The organism is Clostridium subterminale (genome assembly GCF_039521425.1).
In the GTDB taxonomy this organism is placed as follows: Bacteria; Bacillota; Clostridia; order Clostridiales; family Clostridiaceae; genus Clostridium_J; species Clostridium_J subterminale.
Genome location: NZ_BAAACI010000001.1, coordinates 997452 through 1014772, shown reverse-complemented (window position 1 = coordinate 1014772; position 17321 = coordinate 997452). Strand labels below are relative to the sequence as shown.

Annotated in this window: 16 protein-coding genes and 1 other annotated feature; all 16 genes read left to right on the top strand. The window is 30.2% G+C overall.

Annotation, left to right across the window (positions count from 1 at the left end; translation table 11 throughout):
- Window positions 1–5: 5 nt before the first annotated feature.
- The 16 genes from nifU to sigK all read left to right on the top strand — a co-directional run bounded on the left by nifU (window position 6) and on the right by sigK (window position 17114).
- Entirely contained in the window at window positions 6–407 is a 402-nt protein-coding gene (nifU, locus tag ABDZ93_RS05170) for a Fe-S cluster assembly scaffold protein NifU (RefSeq protein WP_343824249.1), read from the top strand.
- Between the two features lie 108 nt (window positions 408–515).
- Entirely contained in the window at window positions 516–1025 is a 510-nt protein-coding gene (locus ABDZ93_RS05165) for a PRC-barrel domain-containing protein (RefSeq protein WP_343824247.1), read from the top strand.
- On the top strand, window positions 1018–2052 hold the full coding sequence (locus ABDZ93_RS05160; protein ID WP_343824246.1) for an AI-2E family transporter: 1035 nt from the start codon (window positions 1018–1020) through the stop codon (window positions 2050–2052). The genes ABDZ93_RS05165 and ABDZ93_RS05160 overlap by 8 nt, the downstream gene beginning before the upstream one ends.
- Window positions 2053–2179: 127 nt before the next feature.
- Window positions 2180–2349 (top strand) — a binding site (T-box leader).
- 84 nt (window positions 2350–2433) lie between these two features.
- Window positions 2434–5079: an alanine--tRNA ligase gene (gene alaS, locus ABDZ93_RS05155; protein ID WP_343824245.1), complete on the top strand. Its 2646-nt coding sequence runs from the start codon at window positions 2434–2436 to the stop codon at window positions 5077–5079.
- 62 nt (window positions 5080–5141) lie between these two features.
- Window positions 5142–5393, top strand: coding sequence for an IreB family regulatory phosphoprotein (locus ABDZ93_RS05150; RefSeq protein ID WP_035133250.1), 252 nt, complete (start codon window positions 5142–5144; stop codon window positions 5391–5393).
- A gap of 247 nt (window positions 5394–5640) precedes the next feature.
- On the top strand, window positions 5641–6054 hold the full coding sequence (ruvX, locus tag ABDZ93_RS05145) for a Holliday junction resolvase RuvX (protein ID WP_343824241.1): 414 nt from the start codon (window positions 5641–5643) through the stop codon (window positions 6052–6054).
- 132 nt (window positions 6055–6186) lie between these two features.
- Window positions 6187–6450 carry a DUF1292 domain-containing protein gene (locus ABDZ93_RS05140; RefSeq protein ID WP_343824240.1) on the top strand — a complete coding sequence of 88 codons (264 nt, stop codon included), beginning with the start codon at window positions 6187–6189 and terminating at the stop codon, window positions 6448–6450.
- A gap of 39 nt (window positions 6451–6489) precedes the next feature.
- The gene (locus ABDZ93_RS05135) at window positions 6490–6933 is read left to right on the top strand and encodes a Fur family transcriptional regulator (RefSeq protein ID WP_343824238.1); all 444 of its coding nucleotides are present in this window, start codon (window positions 6490–6492) and stop codon (window positions 6931–6933) included.
- Window positions 6934–7112: 179 nt separating this feature from the next.
- The gene (locus ABDZ93_RS05130) at window positions 7113–8780 is read left to right on the top strand and encodes a ribonuclease J (protein ID WP_343824236.1); all 1668 of its coding nucleotides are present in this window, start codon (window positions 7113–7115) and stop codon (window positions 8778–8780) included.
- Between the two features lie 214 nt (window positions 8781–8994).
- Complete coding sequence (gene typA, locus ABDZ93_RS05125; protein ID WP_343824234.1) at window positions 8995–10818, top strand: translational GTPase TypA; 1824 nt, start codon at window positions 8995–8997, stop codon at window positions 10816–10818.
- A 24-nt stretch (window positions 10819–10842) separates the two neighbouring features.
- The gene (gene mltG, locus ABDZ93_RS05120) at window positions 10843–11832 is read left to right on the top strand and encodes an endolytic transglycosylase MltG (protein WP_343824232.1); all 990 of its coding nucleotides are present in this window, start codon (window positions 10843–10845) and stop codon (window positions 11830–11832) included.
- Between the two features lie 196 nt (window positions 11833–12028).
- Window positions 12029–12727 (top strand): O-methyltransferase, encoded by a 699-nt coding sequence (locus tag ABDZ93_RS05115; RefSeq protein WP_343824230.1) that lies wholly within the window; start codon window positions 12029–12031, stop codon window positions 12725–12727.
- The gene (locus ABDZ93_RS05110) at window positions 12678–13904 is read left to right on the top strand and encodes a peptidase U32 family protein (protein ID WP_343824228.1); all 1227 of its coding nucleotides are present in this window, start codon (window positions 12678–12680) and stop codon (window positions 13902–13904) included. Before ABDZ93_RS05115 ends, ABDZ93_RS05110 begins: the two co-directional genes overlap by 50 nt.
- Window positions 13904–14530 carry a uridine kinase gene (gene udk / locus ABDZ93_RS05105; protein ID WP_343824226.1) on the top strand — a complete coding sequence of 209 codons (627 nt, stop codon included), beginning with the start codon at window positions 13904–13906 and terminating at the stop codon, window positions 14528–14530. The genes ABDZ93_RS05110 and udk overlap by 1 nt, the downstream gene beginning before the upstream one ends.
- Window positions 14531–14619: 89 nt before the next feature.
- On the top strand, window positions 14620–16284 hold the full coding sequence (locus ABDZ93_RS05100; protein ID WP_343824225.1) for a peptidoglycan D,D-transpeptidase FtsI family protein: 1665 nt from the start codon (window positions 14620–14622) through the stop codon (window positions 16282–16284).
- A 128-nt stretch (window positions 16285–16412) separates the two neighbouring features.
- Window positions 16413–17114, top strand: coding sequence for an RNA polymerase sporulation sigma factor SigK (gene sigK / locus ABDZ93_RS05095; protein WP_343824224.1), 702 nt, complete (start codon window positions 16413–16415; stop codon window positions 17112–17114).
- Window positions 17115–17321 lie beyond the last annotated feature (207 nt).

Genomic DNA, 17321 nt, shown 5'->3' with positions numbered 1-17321 from the left:
TTTTTATGGATTACAGTGATAAAGTTCTAGAACATTTTTATGCACCAAGAAATGTAGGTACTTTACCTGATGCTGATGGTATAGGTGAGTGTGGAGATGTAAAGTGTGGAGATGTTATGAAGATATATTTAATCATAGAAGATAATGTGATTAAAAATGCTAAATTTATGACCTTTGGTTGTGGATCTGCTATTGCCTCATCTAGTATTGCCACAGAACTTATTATTGGAAAGACTCTAGAACAAGCATGGAATCTTACTAATGAATCTGTTATAGAAGCGTTAGATGGGTTACCATCTTCTAAGATTCATTGCTCTGTACTTGCAGAACAAACTATACATAAGGCTATTAATAACTATAGAGAATCTTCTGGTCTTGAAAAGTGGAAAGATAAGTATGACAAGTAATAGATGATATTTATAGTTATACATCATAGTCCAGTTTAATATTAGTATAAACTCTCTTTAAATAGGCAAGGATAGAAATATCATTTCCTATTGAAGGGAGTTTATTTTATGGCTAAAAGTAGAGATTACATCTATATGGATGTAATGAATATCCAAGGAAAAAATGTAGGATATATAAAGGATTTATTAGTTGATTTTAATAAGGGGGAAGTGATAGGATTTAAAATTAATCCATATAGGCTACTGGGTAAGGAGTTTAACATACTAAAAGAGAATATAGTATATTACAAGTCTCAGTTAATAATTAACAATATAGTTAAGGATAGGTATTTGGAATTTTCAACTATTATGAATATGCATGTCATAGACAAATATTCAAATATATTAGGTTTAGTAAGTGAGATTATATTTGATGATGACTTTCAAATAAAAGGACTTGCAATAAAGGATTATAATATATTCAGTATGTTTAAAAGTAGAAGTATTCTATTAAAATCAAATTTAATACTAGGAGATGAGTATATACTATATACAGCTGAAAATATCAATATCGATTTGAAATGTATGCCTAATGTGGGAAAGAAAAAAGCTACTAATAAGGATGTATATTATGAATAAGATTGATTGGAATTGGAGTATATTAGGTAAGTTAGCAATAGCTCTATTAAGCATAGGTATAATAATATTTTTATTATGGAAATTTCCTATTTTTACAGAGGTATTAGGAGTGGTGACAATATCCTTTATAATTTCATATAGTATTAGACCTTTTCATAAGCTTTTTATAAAAAGGGGCGTTAATAGAAAGTTAAGTGCTTTAATAGTAATTCTCTCTATTTTATTATTTGTAGTTATAATATTTTCTATTTTAATTCCATGGATATATAATGAAAGCGCTAATTTTACAGAAGTAATAGGTGAGATGAAAAGTTATTATGAAAGAATTACCGGAAATATTAAATATGTTACTGATAGTCCTTTTGTTAAGGAGGTATTATATAATTCCTACGGAAAATTTAAAGATACACTTATGATAATTGTAACGAATTTATTATCAAAAATTGTATCCATAGCTGAAAATATGCTATTGTTATTTATAATACCAACTTTAGTATATTTCTTTTTAAGTGACGGAGATAGCATTTCAAAGGGAATCATGAAATATATGCCTTTTAACAATAAACACGCCATTAGAAGAGCTTTAAATCATATAGATAAGGTAATGGAAAGGTATATAATAACTCAATTTGAATTATGTGGAATAATTGGTGTATTAACTTTTATAGCACTAAAGATAAGTGGTATAAAATATGCTTTAATATTATCTTTAGTAAATGCAGTGTTTAATATAATACCATACTTTGGACCAGTTATAGGAGCCATTCCCATAATTCTAATAGCACTTTTGACATCTACTAAGAAAGCTATTATAGTTGTATTTTGGTTATTTGTAATTCAACAGTTAGAAGGAGATATTATATGTCCTAAAATTTTAGGTGAAACTGTAGATTCTCATCCAGTAACCATATTATTACTACTTATAATAGGTGGGAGTATAGGTGGAATTTTAGGGATGATTATTGTAATTCCAGTATGGGTAATGATTAAAATAGTAGTATGTGAAATAGATTATTATTTATTTTAGTTTAGAATTGTTGACAATTGCTGAAATGCTAAATATAATTTATCATATAAGTAGAGAACCCAAATTTACGATTTGGTGTGAATCACTTACTCAGCGAACGTAGTGAGTCGAGTTTCATATAAATAAATATGAAGTTATGATAAGAATTAGTAGATATGGGAAGCTTTCAGAGAGAAAGTGGTTGGTGAAAACTTTCAGTGAAACATATTGAAGCTGTCTTGGAGCTATAATTAATTAAGAGATACTAGTTAATCTAGTATAATTAGGGTGGTAACGCGGAAAACTTTCGTCCCTTTTCAGGGATGGAAGTTTTTTTTATTTTATTTTAGTAAAAATTGAATAAAAGTCATTGATATTAGAAAGAATTAGGAGGAATGTAATATGAATAGTATGAGTTTAAATGAAATAAGAGAAAGTTTTTTAAAGTTCTTTGAAAGTAAAGAACATTTAAGATTAAATAGTTTTTCTTTAGTGCCTAAAAATGATAAGAGTCTTTTACTAATAAATGCTGGTATGGCACCTTTAAAGCCATACTTTACTGGTATTCAGACACCGCCAAGTAAAAGAGTTACAACTTGTCAAAAGTGTATAAGAACTGGTGATATTGAAAACGTAGGTAAAACTTCAAGACACGGTACTTTTTTTGAGATGTTAGGAAACTTTTCTTTTGGAGATTATTTTAAAGAAGAAATTATAGTATGGGCTTGGGAATATATAACGGAGATTTTAAAAATATCAAAGGATAAACTATATGTAACTATATATCTTGAGGATGATGAAGCATTTGATATTTGGACTGCAAAAACTGACATAGATCCAAGTAAAATTTTTAGATTAGGCAAAGAAGATAACTTCTGGGAGCATGGTGCTGGTCCATGTGGTCCGTGTACAGAAATTCACTATGATAGACAATCAGATCTTCAACAAATAAAGACTACTGAAGAATTCATTAAAGCTAGTGATGAGGATAGAATAATTGAATTTTGGAACTTAGTTTTCACACAATTTGATGGAGATGGTAAAGGTGGATATGAGAGATTAGCCAATCCTAATATAGACACAGGAATGGGATTAGAGAGAATATCTACTATAATGCAAGGTGTGGATAATATATTTGAAGTAGACACAATTAAAGATGTTTTAAATGCAGTTTGTAAAAAATCTGGTAAAATCTATGGTGATAATAAAGACTTAGATGTATCTATAAGAATAATCACTGATCATATAAGAAGTTTAACTTTTATGATTGGAGATGGAATTTTACCATCTAATGAAGGTAGAGGATATGTCTTAAGAAGACTTCTAAGAAGAGCTGCACGACACGGAAGAATTTTAGGAATTTCAGGTATATTCTTAAATGAACTTTGTGATGTAGTTATTAAAAGTTCAAAGGATGCTTACGGAGAGCTAGAAGAGAAAAAAGATTATATTAAAAAGGTTATAGGTTTAGAAGAAGAGAGATTTGAAGAGACTATAGATCAGGGTATGGATATATTAAAGTCTTATATTGATGAGATGAATACAGAAAATACAAAGATTTTAAGCGGCGAAAAAGCATTTAAACTTTATGATACATTTGGGTTTCCTGTGGAGCTTACTGAAGAAATTTTAGTTGAAAAAGGAATGGAAATTGACTTTGAGGCTTTCCACAAAGAAATGGAAAATCAAAGAAATACAGCAAGAGCTGCAAGAGGTACTTCAAACTACATGGGAAATGATGAAGGTGCATTAAATAATATTCCAATGGAAATAACTACTGAGTTTTTAGGATATGATGCCATAAGTAGTAAGGGTAAAGTATTATTTATGATAAAAGATGATGAGTTTATAAACCAGGTAGGCGAAGGTGAAAAATTTGTAGTTGTTACTGATAAAACTCCATTTTATGCAGAAATGGGTGGCCAAGTAGGAGACGTAGGAACTATATACACTGATAAATTCCAAGGAAGAGTCTACGATTGTAAAAAGAGTACTAGAGGTCATATACTTCACTTTGTGGAAGTTATTAAAGGTGAGCTTAGAATAAATGATATAACTGAGCTATTAGTAGATTCAGCTATGAGAAGTAATATATGTAAAAATCATACAGCTACTCATATGCTTCATGAATCTTTAAAGGAAGTTTTGGGAGATCATGTAAATCAAGCAGGTTCTTATGTTGATGGAGATAGATTAAGATTTGACTTTACTCACTTCTCGGCTATGACTCCAGAACAACTTAAAGAGGTAGAAGAGAATTTAAATAGTGAAATTCTTAAAGCTTATGATGTAAATACGGAAGTTATGACTATAGATGAAGCTAAAGAAAAGGGAGCTGTAGCTCTATTTGATGATAAGTATAAAGAGGATGTAAGAGTTGTATCTGTAGGTGAATATAGCAAGGAGCTATGTGGTGGAACTCACGTTAAAAATTCAGGAGAAATTGGGCTGTTTAAAATTCTAAGTGAGAGTGGAGTAGCAGCTGGAATTAGAAGGATTGAAGCTGTTACAGGTATTAAATCTGAAAGCTATGTAAATGAAAAAGAAGAATTATTAAAAGAAATATCTGCAACATTAAAATGTGGAGAAAAAGATTTATTAAATAAGTTAAATGGATTACTTTCTACTTTAAAAGAAAAAGAAAAAGAAATACAAGGATTAAAAGAAAAACTAGCTAGTGGTATTGAAGATGAAATAATTAATGAGGCTGAAAATATTAAAGGAATCAATGTGATTGCAGCTGCTTTAGATGATATTGAAGGAGATGCACTTAGAAACTTATGTGATAAACTTAGAAGTAAGGTTTCAGATGCAGTAGTAGTTCTTGGTAGTAGAGTTGCTGGGAAGGTTCAGTTTGTAGTAATGGCTAGTAAGGAAGCAGTTGCAAAGGGTGCCCATGCTGGAAAGATTATTAAAGAGGTAGCTATCATCACTGGCGGTGGCGGTGGCGGAAGACCTGACATGGCACAAGCAGGTGGAAAGAAACCAGAAAAACTAGATGAAGCAATTTCAAAGGTAAGTCAAATAGTAGAAACTTTAGTAAAATAGTATACTTTTTGCATTCAATGATGGTATAATAGAAAATAAAGTAAGGGTAAGAAGGTGATATAATGGATAAACAACATACAGTTCAGTTTGATGTAATGAAAGATAAGAAAGATATGACAAAAGTTATACTAACTGATGTATATGATGCTCTAATTGAGAAGGGCTATAATCCAGTTAACCAGTTAGTAGGATATCTTATATCTGGCGACCCAACTTATATAACTAACTATAATGGCGCAAGAGCATTAGTAAGTAAACTAGAGAGAGACGAGATATTAGAAGAAGTTTTAAAATCTTATCTAGATATAAAATAAAAATGCCTTTTAAGGCATTTTTATTTTAAAATTACACATAATATAGAATATGTAAAAGTGTAATATGGTTCATTAAAGATGTATATAGTGTTGGAAGAATAAATTAATTTTATTCATTAATGTTAATTATAACAGTATAAAATTATTAATTTGTAATGAGCAGAATAAGGGGCATCTATATAAGGATAAAGAAGAGGTTTATCATAATGGATTTCCTATGTTCGCAATATGCAGTGAGGAGAAGGACATGAGAGTACTTGGATTAGACGTGGGTGACAGAACTATTGGAGTAGCTATAAGTGACCCACTAGGCTTTACAGCTCAAGGAATTACTACCATTAGACGAAAAAAGGAAGAGGCAGATATAGAAGAAATTATAAAAATATGTAACGAATATAATGTTGATACTATAATTTCGGGACTACCTAAGAATATGAATGGTACTATAGGTGAGCAAGCAGAGAAGGTACAAAGATTTTGTGAAGCTTTAAAGGAACATGTAAATATAGAAATTAAATTTTGGGATGAAAGACTTACTACTAGGGCGGCCCATATGGCTATGTTAGAAGCTGATATGTCAAGAAAAAAAAGAAAAGGTTTAGTTGATAAGATAGCGGCTACATATATTTTGCAAGGATACTTAGATAGTCTTAGTAAATAGTAGTTACATGTCTAAGATTATATATAGTATAAATTTAATTAGGTAATTATAACTTACATAATGGAATTATATTATGGATAAGTTTTATATAGAAAGAAAAATATCACGAAGATATAGAAGGAGGGAATTTTCATGGAAAATTTTTTAGAAAATATAACATTGACTGACGAAGAGGGTAATGATGTTGAGTTTGAAGTTATAACCAAGTTAGAAATAGAAGAGACAGAGTATTTTATAGTAGCACCTATTGATGATGAAAATGAGGATGCAATTGCACTAAAAGTTGTAAAGGATGAAGATGGAGAAGAATACTTTGCAACAGTAGAGGATGAAGAAGAGTTTAACATAGTTAATGATGCTTTTGAAACTCTATATGATGAAGGGGTTATAGAATAAATATACTTCACCTAGTGGTGGAAGGAGTTGTGTTAATTTATGTCTAATGTGAAAATTGAAAATTTAAAACTTATTCTAAAAGAAAAGGGCTATAAATTGACACCTCAAAGAAGGTCTATACTTGATGAAATTATTAAAAATGAAGGTAGCCACTTAACCACAGAAGAAATATATGATTTAGTAAAGGTTAATTGTCCAGAGATTGGACTTGCAACTGTATATAGAACTGTTCAGTTATTAGAAGAAATGGGAGTTCTATATAAACTTGATTTAGATGATGGATGCAGTAGATACGAACTTTGTGATGAAGATGAAAGTCATCAACATCATCATTTGATTTGTCAAAATTGTGGTAAAGTCATTGAGGTTGAAGGAGATCTTTTAGAGGAGTTAGAACAGATAATAGAAAAAAAATACAACTTTAAAATTAAAAATCATAGTTTAAAGTTTTATGGAATTTGTGATAATTGTTCTTTACAATAATAAGAACTTTATTATTAGTAGAGATGTTATATAAATCTATACTATATGATATTTAAATTTCTATTAAGAATTAAATATCTATATGTGCAGATTAAATTAAGATGCTCAAAAAAACTTATCTTTTATTAATAAAGTTGGCAGAGCATAAAGTAAATTATGTAGAAAAGGAGGGTAGAGTTTTGAAAAAAGAAAAAGAGAAGATTAAAATAATTCCTTTAGGGGGATTAAATGAGATAGGTAAGAACCTAACTGCTATAGAATATAAGAATGATATAGTTGTTATCGACTGCGGACTTAAATTTCCAGATGATGAGATGTTGGGAATTGACGTAGTTATACCAGATGTTACCTATCTAGTTAAGAATGCTGATAGAGTAACTGGAATATTCTTAACCCATGCTCATGAAGATCATATTGGTGCTCTACCATATGTATTAAAGCAAATTAATGTTCCTGTTTATGGGACTAAACTTACACTGGGAATCGTGGAAAGTAAATTAAGAGAGCATGCATTATTAGGAGTGGTTGACTTAAGAGAAGTTAAACCAAAAGATATCTTAAAGCTTACTAGTGTATCTGTAGAATTTATTAAAACAAATCACAGTATAGCAGATTCGGTAGCTATAGCTATACATACACCATTAGGTGTAGTACTTCATACTGGAGATTTTAAGATTGACTTTACACCTATAGATGGCAAGGTTACAGATTTAACTAGATTTGCAGAGCTAGGAAAAAAGGGAGTAACAGTACTTCTAGCAGATAGTACTAATGTAGAGAGACCAGGATATACTATGTCTGAAAGTATAGTTGGGGAAAGTTTTGAAAAAATTTTCCATGGTGCTAAGGGAAGAGTTATTGTTGCAACCTTTGCTTCTAATATTCATAGGGTTCAACAGATAATTACAGCAGCTAAAAAGTATAATAGAAAAGTTGCTCTTTCAGGTAGGAGCATGGAAAATATTATTGCGGTTGCTATAGATCTTGGATATATTACTATAGAAGAAGATGCATTAATAAGTATAGATTCTATAGGGAAATATCGTGATGATGAAATAGTTATGATAACTACTGGAAGTCAAGGTGAACCTATGGCAGCTCTTTCAAGAATGGCGGCTTCTGAGCATAAAAAGGTAAATATACAAAAGGGAGACCTAGTAATATTATCTGCATCGCCAATACCGGGAAATGAGAAATTAGTTTCTAAGGTTATAAACCAATTGTTTAAACAGGGGGCAGAAGTAGTATATGAATCCCTAGCAGAAGTCCATGTATCAGGTCATGCCTGCCAGGAAGAGTTAAAACTTATGCAGTCTTTAGTAAAACCAAGATTCTTCATCCCGGTTCATGGGGAATATAGACATTTAAAGCAACATGGTGAACTAGCTGTTAAGTTAGGATTGCCAGAAAAAAATGTGTATATAGGAGAAAATGGAGATCTTATTGAAGTTAGTAGAACATCTATAAGAAAAGCAGGTACAGTAGCTTCAGGTCAAGTCTTTGTAGATGGACTTGGAGTTGGAGATGTAGGAAATATTGTTCTAAGAGATAGAAAACATCTATCACAGGATGGTATTTTAACTGTTGTAGTTACTATGGGTAAAGGTACTGGAAGTGTTATTGCAGGTCCAGATATAATTTCAAGAGGCTTTGTCTATGTTAGAGAATCTGAAGATTTAATGGATAAGGCTAGAGAGGTTGTTAAAGAGGCTCTTGCACATTGTGAAGAAAAACACATTACAGAATGGCCTACTATAAAAGCAACAATTAGAGAAGCTCTAAGAGAGTATCTATATGAAAAGACTAAGCGAAGACCAATGATTTTACCTATAATTATGGAAGTTTAAACAAGTTTCATTTTTCATTAATTGCTTTAAGAGAAGATTACACAAATAGTAATTAATGATAAATCTATTCTGTATTGGGATTTAATAATGTTTTAATAACATTGACTTTTTATCCACATAATATTAGAATTGAAATAGTTAATTTAAATTGGATACTTAAGTATCCAATTTTATTTTGTAGTTTATTATTAAAATAAAATTTTGGAGGAAAAATATGAATTTATATACAAGAGAAGATATAAGAAACATTGCTATAATAGCCCACGTTGACCACGGTAAGACAACTTTAGTGGATGCACTTTTAAAGCAAAGTAAAGTGTTTAGAGAAAATGAAGTAATGCAGGAAAGAGTTATGGACTCAAATGACTTAGAGAGAGAAAGAGGAATAACTATTCTTTCAAAAAATACTGCAGTAATGTATAATGGAGTTAAAATAAACATTATAGATACTCCAGGCCATGCTGATTTTGGTGGAGAAGTTGAGCGTGTACTTAAAATGGTAGATAGTGTTTTACTTGTAGTAGATGCTTATGAAGGAGCTATGCCACAAACTAAGTTCGTTCTAAAAAAGGCCCTTGAGCTTGGACTAGATCCAATGGTTGTTATCAATAAAATTGATAGAAAAGATGCAAGACCAGAGGCCGTTATAGATGAAATCTTTGACTTATTTGTAGAGTTAGGTGCTACAGATGAGCAATTAGATTTTAAAGTAATATATGCATCTGCTAGAGATGGAGTTGCTGTATCAGAACTTGAAGATGAACCTGTAGATATGGTTCCACTATTCGAAGCAATTATTGAAAATGTGCACCCACCAAAAGGTTACATAGACGAGCCATTACAAATGCTAGTAACATCAATAGATTACAACGAATATGTTGGTAAAATTGGAATAGGTAAGATTGAAAGAGGAGCTATTAAAAAGAATCAAACAGTAGCTCAAATGTCAAAGGACGGATCAAAGAAAAATGTAAAAGTATCAAATGTTTATACTTACGATGGATTAAAAAGAGTTGAGGTAGAAGAAGCTAAACTTGGTGATATTATAGCTATATCAGGAATTCCTGGTATCAATATTGGAGAAACAATAGCAGATGCTGCAAACCCAGAAGCATTACCATTTGTAGATATTGATGAGCCAACTCTTAGTATGAACTTTATAGTTAATAACTCACCTTTTGCAGGTCAAGATGGAGACTTTGTTACATCTAGACACTTAAGAGATAGACTTATGAAAGAACTTGAAACTAATGTAAGTTTAAGAGTTGAAGAAACTGATTCAGCAGACTCATTTAAAGTTAGTGGAAGAGGCGAACTTCACCTTTCAATTCTTATTGAAACTATGAGAAGAGAAGGATATGAATTCCAAGTATCTAAGCCATCCGTTATATACAAACATGAAAATGGAGAACTTTTAGAGCCTATGGAAAACTTAACAATGGACGTACCAGAAGAGTATATGGGAGTTGTTATGGAAAAGATGGGTCCTAGAAAAGCAGAGATGGTTAACATGACAAGTGCTGTTAATGGATACACAAGACTTGAATTTAAAGTTCCATCAAGAGGAATAATTGGATTAAGAAATGAGTTTATGACTGAAACTAGAGGAAATGGAATAATGAACCACGTTTTAGTCGGTTATGAAAAATACAAAGGTGACATAGTTGAGAGAAACAGAGGATCTCTAGTTGTTTTTGAATCTGGAGAGTCTATTGGATATGGATTATTCAATGCACAAGAAAGAGGAAGATTATTTATAGGACCAGGAGTACCAGTATATCAGGGAATGGTTTGTGGAGAATGTTCTAGAAATGAAGATATCGAAGTTAACGTATGTAAGAAAAAACATCTTTCAAACACAAGATCTTCGGGATCAGATGATGCATTAAAATTAATACCAGTACCTAATATGTCATTAGAACAATGTATAGAATTTATAGCTTCTGATGAGCTTGTAGAGGTTACTCCAAAAACTATAAGATTAAGAAAGAAAATACTAGATCCAACCCTAAGAAAGAGAGCAGCATTAAAAAAATAATATTTCCATTCATGGGGGTGTAATATGAAGAAAATTGTAGGTATAGTTGTAATAGTGCTAATAGCAATATTAACAGCCAGTGGCTTTTATTACATTTATGCGACAAAGTCTCCATTAAAAGGTGATGAAGTCACCATAGTTGTAAATGAGGGGGATTCGCTTTACAACATATTAGATAGGTTAGATAATCAAGGATTAGTAAAAAATAAAATGTTAACCAAGGTTTATATGAAGTTGCATAATACTTCAGTGGAACTTGTACCAGGAACATTTAAGGTGTCAGGTAAATCAAGTTTTGAGGAAATAATTGCTGTTTTAGAAAATAAAAACAATGAAGGATCTATATCTGTAACTATTCCAGAAGGATATGATATAGAAAAAATGGCTATATTATTTGATGAAAAAGGATTATTTACTAAGGATGAGTTTTTGAAAGCAGTAAAGGAATATCCAGCTCCAGATTATATTCCAGCAAAGGAAGGAAGAAGATATGATTTAGAAGGATTTTTATTTCCTGATACATATTTCTTTAATCCAGGGGTTAAGCCTAATGAAGTTATTGCTACTATGAATAATGCTTTTAATTCTAAAATTAAGAGTATTATTCCTGAAGGAACTAATGTTTACGATATAATAACTATAGCTTCTCTTATAGAAAATGAAACTAGAGTTGAGGAAGAAAGACCATTAGTTTCATCAGTTATATACAATAGGTTAAAGAGTGAAGATACGAAGAAGCTACAGATTGATGCTACAGTTATATATGCTTTAGGTGAGCATGTAGATACAGTTTTATACAAGCATTTGGAGATAGATTCACCTTATAATACTTATAAAATTAATGGGTTGCCAATAGGTCCTATATCTAGTCCAGGGTTATCATCAATTTTAGCAGCAGTTAAGCCTGAAAGTACTGACTACTTATTTTACGTTTTAGAAAAAGATAAAATGCATCATTATTTTACTGATAATTATGAGGACTTTGAGAATAAGAAAAAAGAATTAGGATACTAAAATATTAAATTTATCATAAGAAGTTATAAGCTCAATAATTTTGAGCTTATAACTTTGTACTAAAAAAATTATAAGGAAAACTTTAATCTATGTAGTTATTATATTCTTAGTAATAAGTGTATATGATATGGATAAGAGGTTTTGAATATAGTGTATAAATAAAAATTAAATTATATAGGATTATATGGAGGAAGATATGAGCGGTATTACATATGATTATATGGAAAAGTACTTAAGAGGTCTCATAGGAGATTCTAAAGGGATGTTAAAAGAATTAGAAGATTTTGCGGAAGAAAATGCAGTACCTATAGTTCAAAAGGAAACTGCTAGATTAATAGAGTTTATGATTAATTTGAAAAAACCTAAAAAAATACTTGAGCTTGGAACGGCAATAGGATACTCCTCCATTTTAATGTCCTTAGCATCGGAAAATAATGTTACTATAACTACCATTGAAAGAGATGAAAAAATGGTAAACATAGCAATTGAAAATATAAAAAAGGCAGGTTTAAATGATAAGATATCAATAATACAAGGTGATTGTTTGGAAGTTCTTGAGAACTTAGATGATGAGTATGACTTAATTTTTATGGACGCAGGAAAAGGTCATTATTGTGAGTTTTTACCTCATTGCATAAGAATGTTATCAAAGGATGGAATAATTATATCAGATAATGTATTATTTAGAGGTATGGTTGCATGTAAAGACCTGATGATAAAAAGAAAGATTACTATAGTAAAAAGAATGAAGAAATATATGGAGACAATCTCAAAGGATGAAAACTTACTTACAACAGTAATACCAATGGGAGATGGTATAGCATTGACAGTTAGGAGGAATGAAAATGAAAACACCGGAACTATTAGCTCCAGCAGGGAACTTGGAGAAGCTTAAAGCAGCAATAAATTTTGGAGCAGATGCAATATATCTAGGTGGTAGCAAGTTAAATCTTAGAGCCTTTGCAGATAATTTTAGTAATGAAGAATTATTAGAAGGTATAGAATTTGCTCACTCAAAAGGAAAAAAAGTTTATGTAACTTTAAATGTATTTCCACACAATGATGATTTAGAAGGGTTAGAAGAATATCTAAAAGAATTATATGAAGCAGGAGTAGATGCAATTATAGTTTCAGATCCTGGTATAATTATGATGGCTAGAGAAACAGTACCAGATATGGAGTTACATTTAAGTACTCAAGCAAATACTGTTAACTGGAAGACTTGTGAGTTTTGGCACAAGATGGGCGTTAAAAGAGTTGTTTTAGCTAGAGAATTATCTCTTGCAGAAATTAAAAAAGTACAAGATAAAATACCTGAAACTATGGATTTAGAGATATTTGTTCATGGTTCTATGTGTATGGCATATTCAGGAAGATGTCTTATATCAAACTATATGGTAGGAAGGGATTCTAATAGGGGATCTTGTGCACAACCATGCAGGTATAAATATCATCTAGTAGAGGAAAAGCGCGAAGGAGAGTATTATCCTATCGTGGAAGATGATAAAGGAACATATATAATGAATTCTAAGGATTTATGTATGATTGAACACATTCCAGAATTAATGGGAACTGGAGCACTATCATTTAAAATAGAAGGTAGAATGAAGAGCACTTACTACGTTGCAAGTGTTGTTAAAGCATATAGAGAAGCTATAGATGAATACATGAGATCACCAGCAGAATATAAATTTAATCCAAGATGGCTAGAAGATTTAAATAAACCTAGTCATAGACAATATTATACTGGATTCTATTTGAATGAAGAAAATAAACAAGTTCAAGATAGCTCAGCTTATGTAAGAAATTATGACATTATAGGTATAGTTAAGGATTATAACAAAGAAACGGAAATAGTTACCATTGAGCATAGAAATAAAGTAGTCGAAGGATCTCAAGTTGAAGTTTTAAGACCAATAGGCTCAAATAAGCAAGTTGTACTAAGAGATCTTCATGATGAAAAAGGAAATAAAATTGAGTCAGCACCTAGTGCTAAAATGATATATACTGCTAAAGTTGATGAAGAATTAGAAGAAAATGATATTATTATAAAGGCTAAGGAGGAAGTTTAATGAAACGTCCAGTTATAATAGGAATAACAGGTGGAACTGGTTCAGGGAAAAGTACCATAGCAAAGGAAATATGTAAAAGCTTTGATGGAAATTGCATAGCTATGATAGAACAAGATTGTTATTATAAGGACCAAAGCCATTTAACTATGGAGGACAGAGTAAAGACAAACTATGATCATCCATATGCCTTCGATACAGCCTTATTAGTAAGTCATTTAAAGTCTATAAATGATGGTAAAGCTATTGAAAAGCCTCAGTATGACTTTGAGGTACATAACAGAAAAAAAGAAACTATTCTAGTGGAGCCAAGAGAAATAGTAATAGTTGAAGGAATCCTTGTCCTTGAGGATGAATCGCTTAGAGATATGCTAGACATAAAAATATATGTAGATACTGATGCAGATGTAAGATTTATAAGAAGGCTAGTAAGAGATATTAATGAAAGAGGAAGAACTGTAGATTCAGTAATAACTCAATATTTAACTGTGGTTAAGCAGATGCATGAACAGTTTACAGAAAACACCAAGAAATATGCAGACATTATTATACCAGAGGGTGGCCATAATAAAGTAGCTATAGAAGTTATTAAAGGAAATATACATCAGATATTAGCAAGACAAGATTAAATAAAATATAATTCAGTGTATACAAGTTTCAAAATTTGGTATTAAACACCTTTCTTTAGTCAAAGATTATACTAAAGGAGGTGTTTTTATTGTTTCAAAAAAGTTTCAAAAGGCAGATAACTGCTAGAAACTATTGCCTATTATCTATTATTGTATTAATGTTTATAGGATTAATTATAAGGTTTATCCATGTTCAATTAATGGAAGGGCCTACACTTTTAGTATCTGCTAATGAACAATATTACTATGAAGAGGATATAAATAATATTAATTTTAAATTGCTTGATAGAAATAATAATAATCTTTTTGAGAGTACATTAAAATATTATGTAGTGATAGATCCATTAACCTTTTATACACTAAACGAAGAAGTAGCTTTTATTTCAATGAAAAATGTATCCTATATACTACGAAGTTTTAAGAAAGATTACGATATCTCTTTATTACAGTATGAAATGGAGAATGGAAATAAACAATATGAGATTGATAAAGAATGCTATGAAAAATTAAAAAATATAGAAGATGTAAAAGGAATGTATGTATATGAATATACTGAATATAAGAAGAATAATGATTGGAATATAAAAAATATAATAGCTAGTGGAGTAAAATATTCTGATAATTCCAAGATGAAAGATGAGGGAACTTTAGAAAGAGAAATATATGAATATACGAAGGATAATAAAAAAGAACAATTAAAGCTTGAAAAGGATGTTAGTGGTAATATTATTAAAGAAGTATTTAGTGATATAAAAGGTAATAATAATGTAGTTACAACCTTAGATTATAATATTCAAAGAAAGATAGAAGAAATTTTAAAAAGTAAAAATTATGAAGAATATGGTCAAATTGGAGCAGTATTAATGGAAAGCGGCACTGGTGATATATTATCAATGGCGCAGAAAAATGATAGTTTATCTAATGTAAATATTGGAATACCTAGTGGAAATGGTTTTCTACTTGGTTCTACTTTTAAAACTATAGTATATGAAGCAGCATTGGAAAATCAACTAATAGGAATAGATGAAAAGTTTTATTTAAAGGGGATTTTCCCTAAAAGTATTGAAAAGTTAGGTTCATATAATATGGAACAAGCATATATAGCATCATCCAATGATACGTTTGCTCAGATTGGGTGGAAGGTTGGAATGGATAGAATATATGAATTATCTAATAGATTAGGATTATTTAATAAGACCCTAAATCTTCAGGATGAGAAAAGTGGAACTATAGAAGGATATAAGGTAGAAAACAACTTAGATATTATTACTAATACTTCTATAGGGCAAACAGTGAGAACTACACCTATAGCAGCTTTATCTATTCCCAATACAGTAGTTAATGGTGGTAAGTATATTAAACCTAAAATTATAAAGGAAATTGTAAGTGAAAAAGGTAAAACTTTAAAGAAGTATGAAAGTGAATCTAGAAAGGTGTTTAGTGAAAGTACTGCTAACATAATTAAAGCAGGTATGATAGGTGTAGTAAATGATGATCTTGGTACAGGAAGTAATGCTAAAATAGATAATATAGAAGTTGGTGGAAAAACTGGAACTACTGAATATTTTGAAGGAGATAAAAAGTGTTCTGATGGGTGGTTTGCAGGTTTTTTTAAATACGATAACAAATACTATTCAATGGCTATATTTTTACCACAAATAGAAGAAAAGAGTGGAAGTAGTCAAGTTGCATGTTCTATATTTAAGGATATAATAGAAAATTTAATTCAAGGTAATTATATGCAATTAAATTAAAGTTAGATTTCATGTTATATGATATACCTAAAATTTGAAATTTTTCTTTTAAATAAATATTTCAATATAGTCACTTTTCCCCTAAAGTAAACATATTATAATAATAAGCACTATTAGGGGGAGCATAAATGTTTTGCTTGAGTTGGTTATTAAACGTAATTAGCGAATATGCCTTACTTACAGGATATGTTTCAGGAAATAACTCTTTTCCACAACCACTTACAGAAGTAGAAGAAAAAGAATATTTACAAAGATTAAAAGATGGAGAGCCTGAAGCAAAAGGTGTCTTAGTTGAAAGAAATCTAAGATTAGTAGCACATATAGTTAAAAAATATTCATTTCCTGGGAAAGAAGTAGACGATTTAATATCAATTGGAACTGTAGGATTAATTAAGGCTATAGATTCATTTGATATGGATAAGGGAACTAGGTTAGCAACTTATGCTGCAAGATGTATAGAGAATGAGATTCTTATGCTCATCAGAAACAACAAGAAAATTCGAAGTGAAGTATATTTGCAAGATCCTATAGGTTTAGACAAAGAAGGAAATGAAATATCTCTTATGGACATATTAAGTAGTGATAAAGATTCCATTTTGGAGGTAGTAGAAAATAAAATACAAGTGAAAAAGTTATATTGTATACTGGAAACGTGTCTTCAAGAAAGAGAGAGAAAAATAATAGAAATGAGGTATGGGTTAATAGATGGAAAACCAAAAACTCAACGAGAAATAGCTTCAATATTAGGTATTTCAAGATCTTATGTATCGAGAATAGAAAAAAGAGCATTAAAGAAACTACTTAAAGAATTAAATTTTGGCGAAAGTTAATAATGTATCTTAATTAAATATTTGACATATAATTGTTTTTATACTGTTAAAGATATTGATATGTATTGATTCATAAAGAGATTATGAATCAATACATATCATATTTTTTAGAAACTTTTAGTCTAATACTAAAGAAATTAAAGAAATTAAAGAAATTAAAGAAATTTTAAATGCCAATATAAATATAAATAAATTTAATACGATTAT